At 69.0% G+C, this 14,081-nt stretch carries 16 protein-coding genes; 11 read left to right on the top strand and 5 right to left on the bottom strand.

The features are described 5' to 3' along the window. Nucleotides 1–61 precede the first annotated feature (61 nt). Nucleotides 62–829 carry an SDR family NAD(P)-dependent oxidoreductase gene (locus ACFRAQ_RS23800; RefSeq protein WP_357275020.1) on the top strand — a complete coding sequence of 256 codons (768 nt, stop codon included), beginning with the start codon at nt 62–64 and terminating at the stop codon, nt 827–829. A gap of 207 nt (nt 830–1,036) precedes the next feature. Here the strand turns inward: ACFRAQ_RS23800 and ACFRAQ_RS23795 are convergent, their stop codons facing one another. The 3 genes from ACFRAQ_RS23795 to ACFRAQ_RS23785 all read right to left on the bottom strand — a co-directional run bounded on the left by ACFRAQ_RS23795 (nt 1,037) and on the right by ACFRAQ_RS23785 (nt 5,156). Next, nucleotides 1,037–1,237: a cold-shock protein gene (locus tag ACFRAQ_RS23795; RefSeq protein ID WP_033085228.1), complete on the bottom strand. Its 201-nt coding sequence runs from the start codon at nt 1,235–1,237 to the stop codon at nt 1,037–1,039. Between the two features lie 317 nt (nt 1,238–1,554). Continuing rightward, a complete protein-coding gene (htpG, locus tag ACFRAQ_RS23790) occupies nt 1,555–3,510 on the bottom strand; it encodes a molecular chaperone HtpG (RefSeq protein WP_379103092.1) in 1,956 nt (651 codons plus the stop codon). Beyond that, on the bottom strand, nt 3,507–5,156 hold the full coding sequence (locus ACFRAQ_RS23785) for a TM0106 family RecB-like putative nuclease (protein WP_379103090.1): 1,650 nt from the start codon (nt 5,154–5,156) through the stop codon (nt 3,507–3,509). The genes htpG and ACFRAQ_RS23785 overlap by 4 nt, the downstream gene beginning before the upstream one ends. Before the next feature lie 177 nt (nt 5,157–5,333). Here ACFRAQ_RS23785 and ACFRAQ_RS23780 point away from each other — a divergent pair, with 177 nt between their 5' ends. The 8 genes from ACFRAQ_RS23780 (at nt 5,334) to ACFRAQ_RS23745 (ending at nt 10,220) form a co-directional block, all read left to right on the top strand. Further along, nucleotides 5,334–5,972, top strand: coding sequence for a DUF6474 family protein (locus ACFRAQ_RS23780; protein WP_379103088.1), 639 nt, complete (start codon nt 5,334–5,336; stop codon nt 5,970–5,972). Nucleotides 5,973–5,979: 7 nt separating this feature from the next. Beyond that, nucleotides 5,980–6,480, top strand: coding sequence for a hypothetical protein (locus ACFRAQ_RS23775; RefSeq protein ID WP_379103086.1), 501 nt, complete (start codon nt 5,980–5,982; stop codon nt 6,478–6,480). A 49-nt stretch (nt 6,481–6,529) separates the two neighbouring features. Then, nucleotides 6,530–7,183: a YcnI family protein gene (locus tag ACFRAQ_RS23770; RefSeq protein WP_379103084.1), complete on the top strand. Its 654-nt coding sequence runs from the start codon at nt 6,530–6,532 to the stop codon at nt 7,181–7,183. Next, nucleotides 7,180–7,710: a copper resistance protein CopC gene (locus ACFRAQ_RS23765; protein WP_379103082.1), complete on the top strand. Its 531-nt coding sequence runs from the start codon at nt 7,180–7,182 to the stop codon at nt 7,708–7,710. The genes ACFRAQ_RS23770 and ACFRAQ_RS23765 overlap by 4 nt, the downstream gene beginning before the upstream one ends. Continuing rightward, nucleotides 7,707–8,675 carry a copper resistance D family protein gene (locus ACFRAQ_RS23760; RefSeq protein ID WP_379103080.1) on the top strand — a complete coding sequence of 323 codons (969 nt, stop codon included), beginning with the start codon at nt 7,707–7,709 and terminating at the stop codon, nt 8,673–8,675. Before ACFRAQ_RS23765 ends, ACFRAQ_RS23760 begins: the two co-directional genes overlap by 4 nt. Nucleotides 8,676–8,733: 58 nt before the next feature. Beyond that, nucleotides 8,734–9,216 carry an SRPBCC family protein gene (locus tag ACFRAQ_RS23755; RefSeq protein WP_379103078.1) on the top strand — a complete coding sequence of 161 codons (483 nt, stop codon included), beginning with the start codon at nt 8,734–8,736 and terminating at the stop codon, nt 9,214–9,216. A 75-nt stretch (nt 9,217–9,291) separates the two neighbouring features. Next, nucleotides 9,292–9,672 carry a DUF5313 family protein gene (locus ACFRAQ_RS23750; RefSeq protein ID WP_357275002.1) on the top strand — a complete coding sequence of 127 codons (381 nt, stop codon included), beginning with the start codon at nt 9,292–9,294 and terminating at the stop codon, nt 9,670–9,672. A 95-nt stretch (nt 9,673–9,767) separates the two neighbouring features. Further along, complete coding sequence (locus tag ACFRAQ_RS23745) at nt 9,768–10,220, top strand: DUF1707 and DUF4190 domain-containing protein (protein ID WP_379103076.1); 453 nt, start codon at nt 9,768–9,770, stop codon at nt 10,218–10,220. Here ACFRAQ_RS23745 and ACFRAQ_RS23740 read toward each other — a convergent pair. Further along, entirely contained in the window at nt 10,213–12,417 is a 2,205-nt protein-coding gene (locus tag ACFRAQ_RS23740) for a serine/threonine-protein kinase (protein WP_379103074.1), read from the bottom strand. The genes ACFRAQ_RS23745 and ACFRAQ_RS23740 overlap by 8 nt on opposite strands. A 176-nt stretch (nt 12,418–12,593) precedes the next feature. Here ACFRAQ_RS23740 and ACFRAQ_RS23735 point away from each other — a divergent pair, with 176 nt between their 5' ends. Together ACFRAQ_RS23735 and rraA are read left to right on the top strand one after the other, a co-directional pair. Further along, a complete protein-coding gene (locus ACFRAQ_RS23735) occupies nt 12,594–13,100 on the top strand; it encodes a nitroreductase/quinone reductase family protein (RefSeq protein WP_379103072.1) in 507 nt (168 codons plus the stop codon). A 5-nt stretch (nt 13,101–13,105) separates the two neighbouring features. Then, entirely contained in the window at nt 13,106–13,597 is a 492-nt protein-coding gene (rraA, locus tag ACFRAQ_RS23730; protein WP_357274994.1) for a ribonuclease E activity regulator RraA, read from the top strand. 66 nt (nt 13,598–13,663) lie between these two features. Here the strand turns inward: rraA and ACFRAQ_RS23725 are convergent, their stop codons facing one another. Further along, nucleotides 13,664–13,885 carry an RNA-binding S4 domain-containing protein gene (locus ACFRAQ_RS23725; protein ID WP_357088410.1) on the bottom strand — a complete coding sequence of 74 codons (222 nt, stop codon included), beginning with the start codon at nt 13,883–13,885 and terminating at the stop codon, nt 13,664–13,666. Nucleotides 13,886–14,081: the final 196 nt, after the last annotated feature.

Here is a 14,081-nt window from a genome sequence, read left to right as displayed (position 1 = left end):
CTAGGGTGCCTATTGACGGATGGCCAGCGAGAGGGCCGTCCCTTGTCGAGAGGACCAAACCGTGGAGATTTCGGGCTCCGCCGCCATTGTCACCGGAGGTGCGTCCGGTCTGGGTGCGGCCACCGCCAAGCGTTTCGCCGATGCGGGCGCGACCGTGTTCGGCCTGGATCTGGCTCAGTCCATCGAGCGTGCGGGTGACAGCGTGCCGGCCGGCGTCACCCTCATCCCGACCGACGTCACCAGCGGTGACGAGGTGGCCGCCGCGGTCGCCAAGGTCGTGGAATCCGGTGTGCCGCTGCGCATTGTCGTCAACTGCGCCGGTGTGGGCTGGGCGGGACGCATCCTGTCCAAGAACGGCCCGCACGACCTCGAGCTGTTCCGCACGGTCATCACCGTGAACCTGCTCGGCTCCTTCAACGTCATGCGCCTGGCCGCCGACGCCATCGCCAAGACCGAGCCGGTCGACGAGTACGGCTCGCGCGGCGTCATCATCAACACCGCCTCGGTCGCGGCCTTCGAGGGCCAGATCGGGCAGATCGCGTACTCCGCCTCCAAGGGCGGCGTCGCCGGCATGACCATCCCGGCCGCGCGTGACCTCGCGCAGTTCGGCATCCGCGTGAACACCATCGCGCCCGGCATCATCGACACCCCGATGCTCGCCGGTGTCACCGAGGAGTACCGCAAGGGCCTCGAGTCCGGCGTTCCGTTCCCGTCCCGCCTGGGTCGCCCGGACGAGTACGCGCAGCTCGCGCAGTACATCACCGAGCACGACTACCTGAACGGCGAGACCATCCGCATGGACGGCGCCCTGCGCATGGCTCCGCGCTAATTGTGCGAAAGACCAAGGCCCCGCACTGAATTCAGTGCGGGGCCTTGAATCTTGTTATCGAGTCCGCGAGAACTGATCTCGGAAGGTTCCGGGTAACTCCGGGGGTACCCCCAAAATCGGCTCGGCACCCAACCGCCAGCCCGCATGCGGTGCGGCCCACGGCTTTCAGCCGGGCGCTAAAGTCTCGGGGAGGCGGGGGAGCCTCCCTTAGTGCGGGCGAACAGCGGCCGCCTGGGGGCCCTTCTTGCCCTCGGTGATCTCGAACGAGACCGCCTGGCCCTCCTCGAGCTGACGGTAGCCGTTGCCCTCGATCTCCGAGTAGTGGACGAAAACGTCGGGGCCGTCCTCGCGGGCGATGAAGCCGTAGCCCTTCTCCGCGTTGAACCACTTGACGGTGCCCTGAACCATTACCTTCTCCTGACGAGGTGTTTCTTTTATTGCGTGGGCGCCGCGGCTGCGGGACCCGGGTCGATCAGAAGGCGGCTTGCAACTTGACTGGCAAGGTGAAGCAACGCCCGCACACTGTTCCGCGCGAGCATGTTGAAACACGAACACGAAAAACTTACGACCAAGACATACAACGTACGCCCCCGCCGCTAGTTCCCGAAAATCACCGAGACATGCGCACCGTCACACCGGAGACCGGCTGAGCATGACCGATTCCCGCTCGCTATGGATCGGGAACGTGCCGGCGGCCCCGGCACGACCCGATCCGACGCGCCAGGTCAGAGCGTGCGGGTGAGGCGATCGGCGAGGATCCGGGCGAAGTGCGCCGGGTCCTTGAGCTCCCCGCCCTCGGCGAGAACCGCCGTGCCGTAGAGCAATTCGGCCGTCTCGGTGAGGGCGAGCGGCTTGTCCTCGTCGCCGGACACCTTCGCGTACGCGTCGCGCAGACCCGTCACCAGAGCGTGGTCCGGGTTCAATTCCAGGATGCGCTTGCTGTGCGGCAGCTCCTGGCCGGAGGCGCGGTACATGCGTTCCAGCATCGGAGTGAAATCGAACACATCGCCGACGATGCAGGCCGGGGAGGTGGTGAGCCGGTTGGTCAGGCGCACCTCCTTGACGTCCGCGTCCAGGGTCTGCTGGAGCCAGCCGAGCACGCCGGAGAAATCCTTCTCCTGCTGTTCGCGCAGCTGCTCGGAGGCCTTCTTCTCGTCCTCCGTCTCCAGGTCGACCTCGCCCTTGGCGATGGAGACGATCGGCTTGCCCTCGAACTCGGTGACCGAGCCGACCCACATCTCGTCGACCGGGTCGGTCAGCACCAGCACCTCGAGGCCCTTGGCCCGCAGCGCCTCCATGTGCGGCGAGTTCTCGATCTGCTGCCGGGTCTCGCCGGTCATGTAGTAGATCGCCGACTGGGTCTCGGGCATGCGCTCGACGTACCCGGCCAGCGTGGTCAGCTCGCTCTCGGAGTGCGTGGACGCGAAGGACGAGACGCCCAGGATGGTCTCGCGATTGTCGGCGTCGGAGAGCAGGCCCTCCTTGAGCACCCGGCCGAACTCACGCCAGAACTCCTGGTATTTGGCCTGATCCTCGGCGTTCTTCAGATCCTTGACCGTGGACAGCACCTTCTTCACCAGGCGCTTGCGGATCATCTGGATCTGGCGGTCCTGCTGCAGGATCTCGCGGGACACATTGAGCGACAGGTCCTGCGCGTCGACCACGCCCTTGACGAAGCGCAGATACTCCGGCATCAGCTCTTCGCAGTTGTCCATGATGAACACCCGACGCACGTAGAGCTGCACGCCGCGCTTGTGCTCGCGGGTGAACAGGTCGAACGGCGCGTGCGAGGGAATGAACAGCAGCGCTTGGTATTCGAAGGTGCCCTCGGCCTTCATCGGGATGATCTCGAGCGGATCGTCCCAGGCGTGCGCGACGTGCTTGTAGAACTCCGTGTACTCCTCGTCGGTGACCTCGCTGCGCGGGCGGGTCCACAACGCCTTCTGGGAGTTCAGGGTCTGGGTCTCGACGATGGTCTTCTCGACCTTGTCCTCACCCTCGCCCTCCATGACGGTGCGCTCGACGTCCATCCGGACCGGCCAGGCGATGAAATCCGAGTACTTCTTGACGATTTCGCGGAGCTTCCACTCCTGCGTGTAGTCGAAGAGGTGATCGTCCTCGTCGGCCGCCATCAGGTGCAGCGACACCGAGGTGCCCTGCGGGGCGGTGTCGAGTTCCTCGATCGTGTAGGTGGGGCTGCCGGCCTCCGATTCCCAACGGGTACCGGTGGTTTCGCCCGCCTTGCGGGTGGTCAGCGTGACCTTGTCGGCCACCATGAAGGTCGAGTAGAAGCCGATGCCGAACTGGCCGATCAGCTCCTCGGCCTGCTGATCCCCGGCCTTGGCCTCCAGCAGCTGCTGACGCAGCGCGGCGGTGCCCGACTTGGCGAGGGTGCCGATCAGGTCCACCACCTCGGCACGGGACATGCCGATGCCATTGTCGCGCACGGTGAGCACGCGGTTGTCGCGGTCGACCTCGAGCTCGATGTGCAGATCCGAGGTGTCGGCGTGCAGGTCCTTGTCGCGGAAGGTCTCCAGGCGCAGCTTGTCCAGCGCATCGGAGGCATTGGAGACCAACTCCCGCAGGAAGGTGTCCTTGTTCGAATACACCGAGTGGATCATCAGCTCCAGCAGCTGATGGGTCTCGGCCTGAAACTCCAGGTGTTCGACGTGTTCGGTCACGACGCGATATTACGACGGTCGAAGTCGGCGATGGCGGGAACCTCGGCGTCGGCGCGGTCGGTCATCCAGTCCCGCAGCACCTGGGTCGCCCGGCAGTCGTCCTCGTTGTACTCGAAGATGCGGGTGCGCTGCGACAGGTCCGGTTCGCCGCCGTCGTAGGCGACGGCCAGGCGGTACCAGGCCATCGACGCCTCGCCGCCGGCCTCCGCGTCCCGCCAGTGGAAGCCCGCGACCGGCGCGATCTTCTTGAGGCCCTTGCCGTTCGGGCAGATGAACTGCTCCGACACCGCCTGGAACATGTCCACCCACTGCGGCCCGTCCACGAACCGCTGCACCTCCCGCTCGGTGGGGATGCCGGGGCGGCCCGCGAACCGGCGCGCCGACTCGTAGAGCCACTTGTCCTCGGCGGTGCGCGAATAGCAGTAGGCGGCAAAGGATTTACCGTCGGCGGCGGCCTGCGCGCGCACGCCCATCAGCCAGGTCCAGAACTCCGCGAAGGAGCGGCCCTCGTCCTCGGTGGGCAGCGGATCCCAGGTGACGAACGGTCGGTACACGCCGTCGAGCAGGGTGCCCCACAGGTAGGCGCCGTGCTCCTGGAAGCTCTCCAGATCCACGTCCACCTCGACGTCGGCGCGGGTCACCCGCACCCGGTCCACCCGGCGGACCAGCGGCGCGCCCGTCGCCCAGGCGCGGGCGGTGACCACGGCCTCGGTGAACGGCTCGTACTGCCAGTCGTCGGGATCGTCGCCGCTCCAGGCGGCCAGCTCGTCGATGGTCTCGACGCCGTGGCGGCGCAGCACCTCCGCGCGCGAACCCGGGGCCACCAGGCTCACGTCGCGGTGGTCGGCCAGCCACTGCTCACAGCTGCGGCCGCCCTCCTCGGGGGCCCGGCTCCACCAGGGGCACTGGCGGCATTCGGGGACTTTCGAAGGGACGGTGGGGAGTTCGCCGCGCACCACCGCGATGCGGTCGGCGTAGCGGATGTCGTAGTCGTCCAGCAGCAGGGCCAGGTCGTGCACCAGGATGCGGTCGAAGTGGTAGCCGATGGCGCCGCCGGTCAGGGACGGGCTGGCCAGGCCGTGCCGCTGCAGCATGCGGTACAGGTGCGCGAGGCGCTGGAGGTCGCGCGGCTGCGGCCGGGTGCGGACGTGCCTGTCCTCCTGGGGATTCCACTCGTACAGGCCGCTGGTCAGCGGGTGGTGATCGGCCGGGTCGGGCTGGCGGGGGTCGGTCACCTTGTGGTTCACCACGATGACCGGGCGGTATCCGCCGCGATCGCTGTCGCGCCACAGGATTTCGCAGCCGCCGCGACGGCCGGTGTCGACCTCCTGCGGCAGCAGCCCGCCCCAGATGCGGTCGACGCCCGCGGCCATGGCGGCCATGGTGGCGGCGGCCCGCGCGGTCGCGGGCTGCTTGGGATCGATCACCGTCCAGCTCTCGGGCGCCGCGGCGACCAGGGTGTCGCGCACCTGAGATCTGTGCGCGGCCGCCGCTTCTCGTCGCTGCTGCACGCCGGCGTCCTCGGCGACTCCGGTCAACACGCCCGGATGGGTGGCGTCCAGGAAAAGCCGGTGCCGGCACCCGATCAGCGCGCGCGCGTCGACGAACGCCGCCCGCTCGCCATGGTCACCGATGCCCGAATACACGCCAGTCAGTATGGCCTCATCCCCCGACAGGGTCGGCGGGCCGCCCTGTTTCCGCCAGGCGCTCGCTGCGGCGGGAACCCACCCGTTAGGGTGATTCGCACACTGCGTTTCATGGGCGGACAGGCATTTCCCCCGGCCCTGTACTGCCATGGCGAACCAGCATGACGGAGGCCATCAATGGGGTTGTTCACCAAGCGCAAGAAGCGGGTCAGCCGCCGAGCCGAGGCGAAAGCCCTCAAGCACAAGGCCGGCATGGAGGCCAAGCTCGGGGCGCGCAACGAGCGCAAGCGCAACCGTGCCGAGGCGCGCACGCAGCAGCAGGTCGCCAAAGCCGAGATCGCGAAGCTGCAGGCCGAGGAGAAGGCCGCCGAGAAGGTGGCCGCCCGCGCCGAGCGGGACCCGTTCAGCGCGGCCTCGATCCGCAAGTACCTGGGCGTGGCCCGGATCCTGGTGCCGGTGCTGGCGCCGCTCGCCTACCGCGGCGCCACCTTCGTGCGCGGGCAGCTCGACACCCGCCGCGCCCAGCAGCTCGGCGTCGGCCTCGACCAGCTCGGCGAGTTCGCCGGGCCGGGCGCCAAGCTGCAGGCCCGGATCGCGGGCGTGGAGTCGACGCTGGCCGAGATCGAGGCCAAGCACACCGACACCGAGACCAAGAAGTTCGTGGCCGCCAGCCGCGACCGGCTCGACAGCCTGTCCGCGGCCGTGCGCACCGCCGCCCAGATGCCGGTGCCGCGGCGCCGCGCGGTGCACGCCTCGATCTCCAACGAGCTCTCCGGCATCGAGGCCGACGTGCTCACCCGGCTCGGCGTGCGCTGAGTCACCCATGAGCTCGGTGCGCGGCGGATCGGCCGGGGTGGCCATGGCCGCCCTGGCGGTCGGCGCGCACGGGTTCGCGGGCGGCGGCTACCCCGGCACCTCCGGGCTGATGCTGCTGATGCTGGCGGCGGCCGCGCTCGGCGCGATCGCCGCCGTGCTGCGCCCGCCCGCCGCGCTGCCGCTGCTCATGCTGGCGGGCCAGCCCGTCTGCCACGTCGCCCTGAGCGGCCTGGTGCAGCACGGGCACGCCGCGCGGGCAATGGAATTCACCGCGCACGGGCCGATGGTGTTCGCGCACGCGGTCGCGGGCCTGGTCTGCGCGTTCGGGATCCTGGTCGCCGAGCGGCTCTACGAGGTGATCTCGCGGGCCGTGCGGATCGCGCTCACCCGCCCGTCCGGCCGGCCCGCTCGGGTCGCCCGGCTGCGCCCGGCGCACCACTCCCCTGCTTCGAAAGCTCTTCTCGCACTGGGCGCGGCCGGACCGCGCGCGCCCCCGGTCACGGTGTAACCCCGCTCCCTAACTTCCCGTAACCATTGTCAGAGAAGGCAATACACTCATGAACTCCTCTCTTTCGCGTGCCTTGATCACGTCGGCGGCCGCCGCGGGGCTGCTGCTGTCCGGCGCGGGCATCGCCGCCGCGCACGTGGTGGTCGACGCTCCCGGCGCCACCCAGAAGGGCTACACGGTCGCGACCTTCCGGGTGCCGACCGAGTCCGATACCGCTTCCACCACCAAGGTTTCGGTGACGCTGCCGAATCTGAAGAGTGCGCGCACCGAACCGATCGCCGGCTGGACCTCCAAGGTCGAGAAGAACGCGCAGGGTCAGGCCGTGTCCGTCACCTGGACCGCGGACCCCGGCAATCCGGGTGTGGCGCCGGGCCAGTTCCAGCGCTTCGCGGTCTCCCTCGGGCCGCTGCCCGAGCAGGCGAAGGTCAGCTTCAACGCGAGCCAGACCTACAGCGACGGCAAGGTCGTGGACTGGAATCAGCCCGCGAACGCCGACGGCACCGAGCCCGAGCACCCGGCCCCCACCCTCACGCTCGCCAAGAGCACCGGCCACGACGACGACGCGCCCGCCGCGGCCGACTCGGACAAGGGTGAGAAGGCCACCGACGACACCGCCCGCTGGCTCGGCGGCGTCGGTCTCGCGCTCGGCGCGCTGGGCGCGGCGCTCGGCTTGGGCAGCGTCATCCGGGGACGGCGGTCATGAGCCGCAAGGTCGCCGGTCTGATCACCGGTCTCCTGGTCGCCCTGTTCGCGCTGCTCGGCGGTGGCGTGGCGGGCGCGCATTCGGCCGTGGTGGGTTCCACCCCGGAGAACGGCGCGCAGATCGACACCTCCCCCGCGACGGTCAGCGTCACCTTCAACGAGAGCCTGCAGCCCGCCTACCCGTCCATGACGGTCACCGGGCCGGACGGCAATCTGTGGTCGAAGGGCCAGCCGAAGGTGGATGGCGCGACGCTCAGCGTCGAGGTCGGCGAGCTGGGTCCGGTGGGCGAGTACAAGATCGCCTACCGGGTCACCTCCGCCGACGGCCACCCGGTCAGCGGTACCCGGTCGTTCACGCTCACCAAGGCGGGCAACGGAACTCCGGGCCCGAAGTCGGACTCGGGCGCCAAGTCGGGCGGCTCCGACGGTGGCGTGCCGCTGTGGATCTTCATCGTGTGCGCGGTGGCGCTGTTCGGCGGCGGCCTGGCCTTCGCCCTGTTCGGCGGACGGGGCAAGCGGCGCTCGTGAATCGGCCCGGCCGCATCGATCGTCGCCGGGAGCGCGGGACGACCGGCGGTGGCAGCTCACCGAGATGGCTACTGCTGCTGGTCATTCCGGCCGCCCTGGCCGGGACCGGGCTGGCCTGGGCGCTGGCCGCCGAGGATCCGGTGCAGGCCGAGGCCCCGGTCCGGGTGCTCGCGGATTGCGCGGGGGCGACCGTGCTGGGGCTGGCGGCGCTGCCGCGGCTCTCGGATCGGTTGACCCCGCACTGGCGGGCGCTCACCGTGGCCGCCGCCGCGTGGGCGGCCATGGAATTCGCCATGCTGGTGCTGGAAGCCGCGGAGGTGCAAGGGATTCGGGCGCGGCGGCTGAGCGGTACCGAGTTCGGCGACTATCTCGCGCATGTGAGCGGCGGGCAGATCGGGATCGCGTTGCTGATCGGGACCGGGGTGGTGGCGGCCTACAGCGCCTTCGGTTTCCGGCGGCCGGATCGGGCCACCGCCGATCTGGTGCTGGTCTTCACCGCCGTGACGCTGGCGCTGCGGCCGATCACCGGGCACATGTCGCAGCAGACGTTCGGGTCGGTGCTGGCGGCGCTGCACGCGCTGGCCGCGGCGGCCTGGTTCGGGCTGCTGCTGGCGCTGGCGCTGACGGTGCGCACCCGCGGCGAGTGGGCGGCGTTGCTGCCGAAGTACTCGACGTGGGCGCTGCCGCTGGTGGTCACGGTGGCCGTCACCGGAGTGGTGAACGGACTGGTGCGGATCGGCGGCGTGACTCCCCTGGTGACCAGCGGGTACGGGCGGATCCTGCTGGCGAAGACGCTGCTGGTGGCGGTGCTGATCGGGCTGGGCTGGTGGTGGCGGCGCGGCTGGGTGCCGAAGGCCGCCGATCACCGGATGACAGCCGAGCAGTCGCTGCGGCGCGCGATTGTGGAAGTGCTGGTGATGGCGCTAGTCTTCGGGTTGGCCGCGACGCTGGCAGTGACCGCGTGATAGATGGCGCGCATCACAACCTCTGCGACGAAAACTAGAACACGTTACAGTTGCGCCCATGACAGAAGTCAAGATCGTCGCGGATTGCGCTGCCTCGGCCGAATCCGCCTTCGCCTATGTCAACGATTACCGGCACCTGCCGAAATTCATCAACGAGATCAGCGCCTTCACCCCGCTGACCGAACAGATCGAGGGCATGGACGCCACCTTCGACGGCACCATTCAGCTCGGGCCGATCGCGCTGCACTCCACCATCAAGATCGTCCGGCATGAGCCCGGCTACGCCATCGCGGTGAAATCCATCAAGGGCTTCGAAATCGAATCCACCTTCCTGTTCCACGACAAGGGCGCCGAATCCTGCACCATCGACGCCATCGTCGACTACCGGGTCCCCGGCGGCCTGGCGGGCAAGATTCTCGGCAAGACCATCGAGCCCTTCGTGAAGCTCGCGGTGAAGAGCTCCACCGGCAATCTGGTCAGCCAGGTCTCGGCCTTCCACGCCGAGCGCACCGGCGCCGAGCCGGACCGCACCAACGCCTGATCCAGTCCACGGGTCGTCAGAGCCGCCGACCCCCCGCGGTTGTCCGCCACGCGCCCGCTGAGGGATCCTGGGCGCATGCCCGAACGCACCACCCCCAGCCCGCTGCAGCGCCTCGGCTACATCTGCGGCCGGCCCCTCCCGCCGTCCATGCGGGACTGGGTGCTGCGCGACCTCACCGGCCCCGGCGCCACCCGCCGCTACCTGCTGCGCATCCTGATCCCGATCATCCCGGTGCTGTGCCTGTTCCTGCTCATCCCCGGCCCACTGTGGATGGGCCTGGCCATGATGGCCCTGCTGTACCTGCCGCTCATCTACTTCACCGCGGCCCTCACCTACGTCTTCCGCCGCAACCGGCTCATCAAGAACGGCCTGGACCCCGCCCTGGCCGACGCCGACCGCCGCGCCCGCGAGGCCGCCGACCGCAACGCCTACGAGCAGCGCCACGGCCGCGCCTGACCCTGTGTCCCCGGTCTCGATTCGAACCCCCCGACGGCCGCGAGGAATACGCTCGAAGGCAGTGACAGTCGGCTTCGGGTTCGATGGAGAACCAGATGGAACCTCAATGGGCGGCACCGCAATTCCTGGCGAGTGATGCCGATCGGGAACACGCGATCGAGGCGCTGAAACAGAGTTTTCAGGCCGGGCGGATCACGGTCGAGGAATTGTCCGAACGCATCGGGCACGCGCTCAATGCGCGGACCTGCGGGGAAATCGACCGGGTGATGAGCGGATTACCGTGGCAGCCGGTCACGCCGATGCGGTATCCCGCGTATTACGCGCCCTATACGCCGCCGCCCGCGCGGTCGAAGGGAATGGGGATCGCCGCGTTCGTGCTCGGGGTGTTCGGATTCCTGTGCGGATTCACCGCGGTTCCGGCGGTGGTACTGGGCCTGGTCGCGCTCACCGTCGAACCCGAACGCCGCGACGACCGCGGGTTCGCGATCGCGGGGCTCGCGGTGGGCGCCATGTGGATGCTGGTCTTCGGGTGGATCTACTTCAGCTGACCGCTCGCTCGAAGGCCAGCAGATCGGCCTCGGTCTGGCGGAACAGCCAGTAGTCGCCGAGGAAGCCGAGCACGCCCGCCACGCACAGGCCGTAGATCGGGACCAGCACCAGCGCCACCTCCCCGGCGTCGAGGAACATCAGGCTGGCGATCACCCCGACCAGCGGAATCGCCACGGCCACCGCCAGATAGCGGGTGCAGCGGCGGCCCAGCGCGCGCAGCGCGTCCCGATCCTCGGCCGTCTCGCCGTGGGTGAGCAGCCGCGGATAGAAGCAGCGCACGATGAAGAAGGTCACCACGAAGAACGGGTAGGCGACCGCGATCGCACCCGAAACCAGCAGCGTCGCCACCAGATTCGCGATCCGGCCCGGCGACAGGTCGGTGAGGACGGCCAGCGACACCGCCGACACCACGGCCGCCAGCACCCACCACGCGAAGGCCAGCAACGCCACCCGGTCACCGTTCTTCAACGTGTCCCGGCGGGCCAGCGACAGGTCCGCGGAATCGTAGGTGCGGCCCCGGCGCAGACCACGCCACACGATGAAGGCCCGGCGGCACAGATAGTTGGTAACCGCGATGGCCGCGGGCGTCGAGATCAACACCAGCCCGTTGCCGACCACCTGCAACCGCGCCCGCTCCTCGGGCGTGAACCAGAGCGCCCACAGCGGATGGTTGTGCAGATTCGCGTACGCCATGCCGAGCACGTCGCCGACCAGGCTGGCCACCGTGATCAAGGCCAGCAGCGACCACGGCCCTACCCGGGCCCGCCAGCTGCGCTCGGGCGGATCCACCAGATCGCGGGCCCGCTCGTCCAGGCACAGCTCCAGCTGCTGGGCCAGGGCCGCGCCGTCCGCCCAGCGGTTCTCACGGTCGGGGGACAGGCATTTCAACAACACCCGGCGCAGGGTCGCCGGGCAGTCCGGCGGCAGCGCCTCGAGGTGGACCGGATCGACCTCGTGGGAGCGCAGCCGCAGCATGCGCTCGAGCGAGGACTCCGAATCACCCGCGCGGGTCTCGTCGTCGAAGGGACGGTGGCCGGTGAGCAGTTCCCACAGCACCACCCCGAGGGCGTAGACATCGCTGCGCCCGTCGAGCGCCTCGGCCGTCTCCGGCAGGTGCGGATGGCAGGCGGCCAACTGTTCCGGGGACATGTAGGCGAGGGAGCCGCCGAAGTACGCCAGCGGACTCGCGCCCGCCACGTGCGTGCTGAAACTGATGTTGAAGTCCGCCAGCTTCGGACTGCCGTCCGCGGTGAGCAGCACGTTGGCGGGCTTGATGTCCCGGTGCAGAACGCCGTTGGCGGACGAGTAATCCAGCGCACGGGCCAGCCGGGCGCCCAGCCACGCAACGGTTTCCGGCCAGGTCCGCTCCGCGTGCTCGGCGCGCGTGACGGATTCGCCCGGCACCAGGCCGCCCTTGTCGCGCATGGCGGCGTTGACGGCCTCCAGCAGGATGCCGCCGTTCCGTTCGGCTGGTTCCCGGGAACGCACCAGCGCCAGCACCTTCGACAGCGTGCCGCCCGGAAGGTACTGCATGTACAGCAGTTTCAGTTCCCGGTCGGCGAGCAGCCGCTGATCGAAGACGCGCACGATGTGCTCGTGGTCGAGCTGGGCCAGGGTCTCGGACTCGGTGCCGTGATTCTGCGAGATCTTCACCGCCACCAGGCGTTGCATGGATCGCTGCCGGGCCAGGAACACCCGGGCGAAGGCGCCCGCGCCCAACTCCACCAGCAGATCGAAATCGTCGATCCGGTCGCCGACCTCGATGCCCTCCAGCGCGTGCTGGGCCTGCGGGCGGGCGATCAGGGTGCTGCGGTAGTCGTGCTCGGCCCATTCGGTGGGGGCGGCCTCGGTCGGGTAGCAGCTGATGTCGAGGGCGATGCCGGAGCGCTCGAGCGCGTGGAACTCCTCGTAGGCCAGGTCCGGGGGCAGTGGGCCGGAACGCAATTCGTCGAACTCGCCGCGGTATTCGGCCAGGCGTTTGGGGAAGTCGTAGCGGATCCAGCGGTATTCGAGGTCCACCTTGATCAGTTCGATCAGCGCGACGCGCCGCAGTTGCGGTGCGCGCGGCAGGAATTCGACCAGGTTCGGCGGCGCGCCGGCGGCCTCCCAGGCGGCCTGGAATCCGGCGACGGTAGACGCCAGCAGAGAACGGATCTCGTCGACGCCATCGGAGTCGATCGCCGGTTCCACGTTCATGCCTCCCCCGACCTGGATTCACCGGGTTGTCGCCAGTATGCGCCCGAGAATCCGACTGAGCGGTTGATTCATTCCTGTAGATAGATCGCGGAGCGAGCGCGGAGCGCATCACCACGGTCCCCAGGCGGCCGACCGGAGCCCCCGCACGGCCGGTCGCGGAGCACTATTGTCGCGGTATGAGTGAGCAGTTCCCGGAACGGATCTGGGGTTCCCGTACCAACCTGCTGTCCCGGCTGGCCAGCCCGTTCGCCGCCACCAAGCTCGGATCACTGGTCATCCGCAAGCTGACCCCGCTCGATCGCAGGGTGCTCGAACGCAGCGACGGCAAATACACCGTCCTGGGCCCGATCGGCGCGCCCGTCATCCTGCTCACCACCGTCGGCCGCAAATCCGGCGCACCCCGCACCACCCCGCTGCTCTACGTGCACGACGGCGACACCCTGTACGTGATCGGCTCCAACTTCGGCCAGGCCCACCACCCCGCCTGGACCGCGAACCTGCTCGCCAACCCGGCCGCCGAGGTCGCGATCGCCGGGCAGCATCTGCCCGTCACCGCCGCCCTGGTCACCGACGAGGACCGCCGGCGAGGGATCTTCGAACGCTTCGAGGAGACCACCGAGGCGTACACCGCCTACCGCAATCGCACCGCCCGTGACTTGCGGATATTCGCCCTGACAAGATAGTTCTCGTGACCGAATCAACGAACGTAGTGGCAACCGCCGACCTAGCCGACGAGATCGGCCCCGAGATCCGAAGCTGCGACACCCAGTTCATTCAGTTCGGTGGCCGCGAGACCTTCGCCGGCCGCATCGTGACCATCAAGACCTTCCAGGACAACCTGCTGGTCAAGCAGACCCTCGGCGAACCCGGCGAAGGCCGCGTGCTGGTCGTCGACGGCGGCGGCAGCATCCACACCGCCCTGGTCGGCGACATCATCGCGGGCCGCGGCGTGGACAACGGCTGGGCCGGCGTCGTCATCAACGGCGCGGTCCGGGACTCCGCCGTGCTGCGCACCATGCCCATCGGCATCAAGGCGCTCGGCACCAACCCGCGCAAGAGCACCCAGAAGGAGGGCAACGCCGAGAAGGACGTCACCGTCGAATTCGGCGGCGTCAGCTTCGTCCCCGGTGACATGCTCTACAGCGATCATGACGGCGTCGTGGTTCGCAGCGAAGACTAGGCCGACTCTCGGGAAGCTCTCAGCGGCTGAAGCCCGGAACCCCCGACAATGGGAACCCGTGTGCCTTCAGCCGCTGGTGACCCGAGCCTTGTGCCCGGCCAACGCCACCACATCCCCGGCGTGTAGCTGCCGCCCGCGGCGCAGCTCCACCTCGTCGTTGACACGTACCAGGCCCTGGGCGATAACCGTCTTGGCTTCCGAACCCGAATCGATGAGGTTCGCCAGCTTCAGGAACTGGCCGAGTCGAATGACCTCGTCCTCGATCGGGACATCGAATGGATCCGACATGGGGTACATCCTCACCCGCGGCCGCCGCGAGACCAAACGGCGCCCTCACCACCGGCCGCCACGCGGCGGTAACCACCGGCCGCACCGCGGCAGAATCCACCCGCCGCACCGCGGCGGTATCCACCAGCCGCACCGCGGCGGTATCCACCAGCCGCACCGCGGCGGTATCCACCAGCCGCACCGCGGCGGTATCCAC

Source organism: Nocardia sp. NPDC056611, assembly GCF_042792755.1.
Taxonomy (GTDB): Bacteria; Actinomycetota; Actinomycetes; order Mycobacteriales; family Mycobacteriaceae; genus Nocardia.
The sequence above is the reverse complement of the archived record's forward strand: the minus strand, read 5'-3'. Positions and strand labels throughout refer to the sequence as shown.

Coding starts and splice junctions, on each gene's coding strand:
- ACFRAQ_RS23770 (WP_379103084.1), top strand. CDS start 6,530: ATGAACTCCTCTCTTTCGCGTGCCTTGATCACGTCGGCGGCCGCCGCG.
- ACFRAQ_RS23725 (WP_357088410.1), bottom strand. CDS start 13,885: ATGTCGGATCCATTCGATGTCCCGATCGAGGACGAGGTCATTCGACTC.
- ACFRAQ_RS23765 (WP_379103082.1), top strand. CDS start 7,180: ATGAGCCGCAAGGTCGCCGGTCTGATCACCGGTCTCCTGGTCGCCCTG.
- ACFRAQ_RS23735 (WP_379103072.1), top strand. CDS start 12,594: ATGAGTGAGCAGTTCCCGGAACGGATCTGGGGTTCCCGTACCAACCTG.
- ACFRAQ_RS23740 (WP_379103074.1), bottom strand. CDS start 12,417: ATGAACGTGGAACCGGCGATCGACTCCGATGGCGTCGACGAGATCCGT.
- ACFRAQ_RS23755 (WP_379103078.1), top strand. CDS start 8,734: ATGACAGAAGTCAAGATCGTCGCGGATTGCGCTGCCTCGGCCGAATCC.
- ACFRAQ_RS23745 (WP_379103076.1), top strand. CDS start 9,768: ATGGAACCTCAATGGGCGGCACCGCAATTCCTGGCGAGTGATGCCGAT.
- ACFRAQ_RS23750 (WP_357275002.1), top strand. CDS start 9,292: ATGCCCGAACGCACCACCCCCAGCCCGCTGCAGCGCCTCGGCTACATC.
- ACFRAQ_RS23775 (WP_379103086.1), top strand. CDS start 5,980: ATGAGCTCGGTGCGCGGCGGATCGGCCGGGGTGGCCATGGCCGCCCTG.
- ACFRAQ_RS23795 (WP_033085228.1), bottom strand. CDS start 1,237: ATGGTTCAGGGCACCGTCAAGTGGTTCAACGCGGAGAAGGGCTACGGC.
- ACFRAQ_RS23780 (WP_379103088.1), top strand. CDS start 5,334: ATGGGGTTGTTCACCAAGCGCAAGAAGCGGGTCAGCCGCCGAGCCGAG.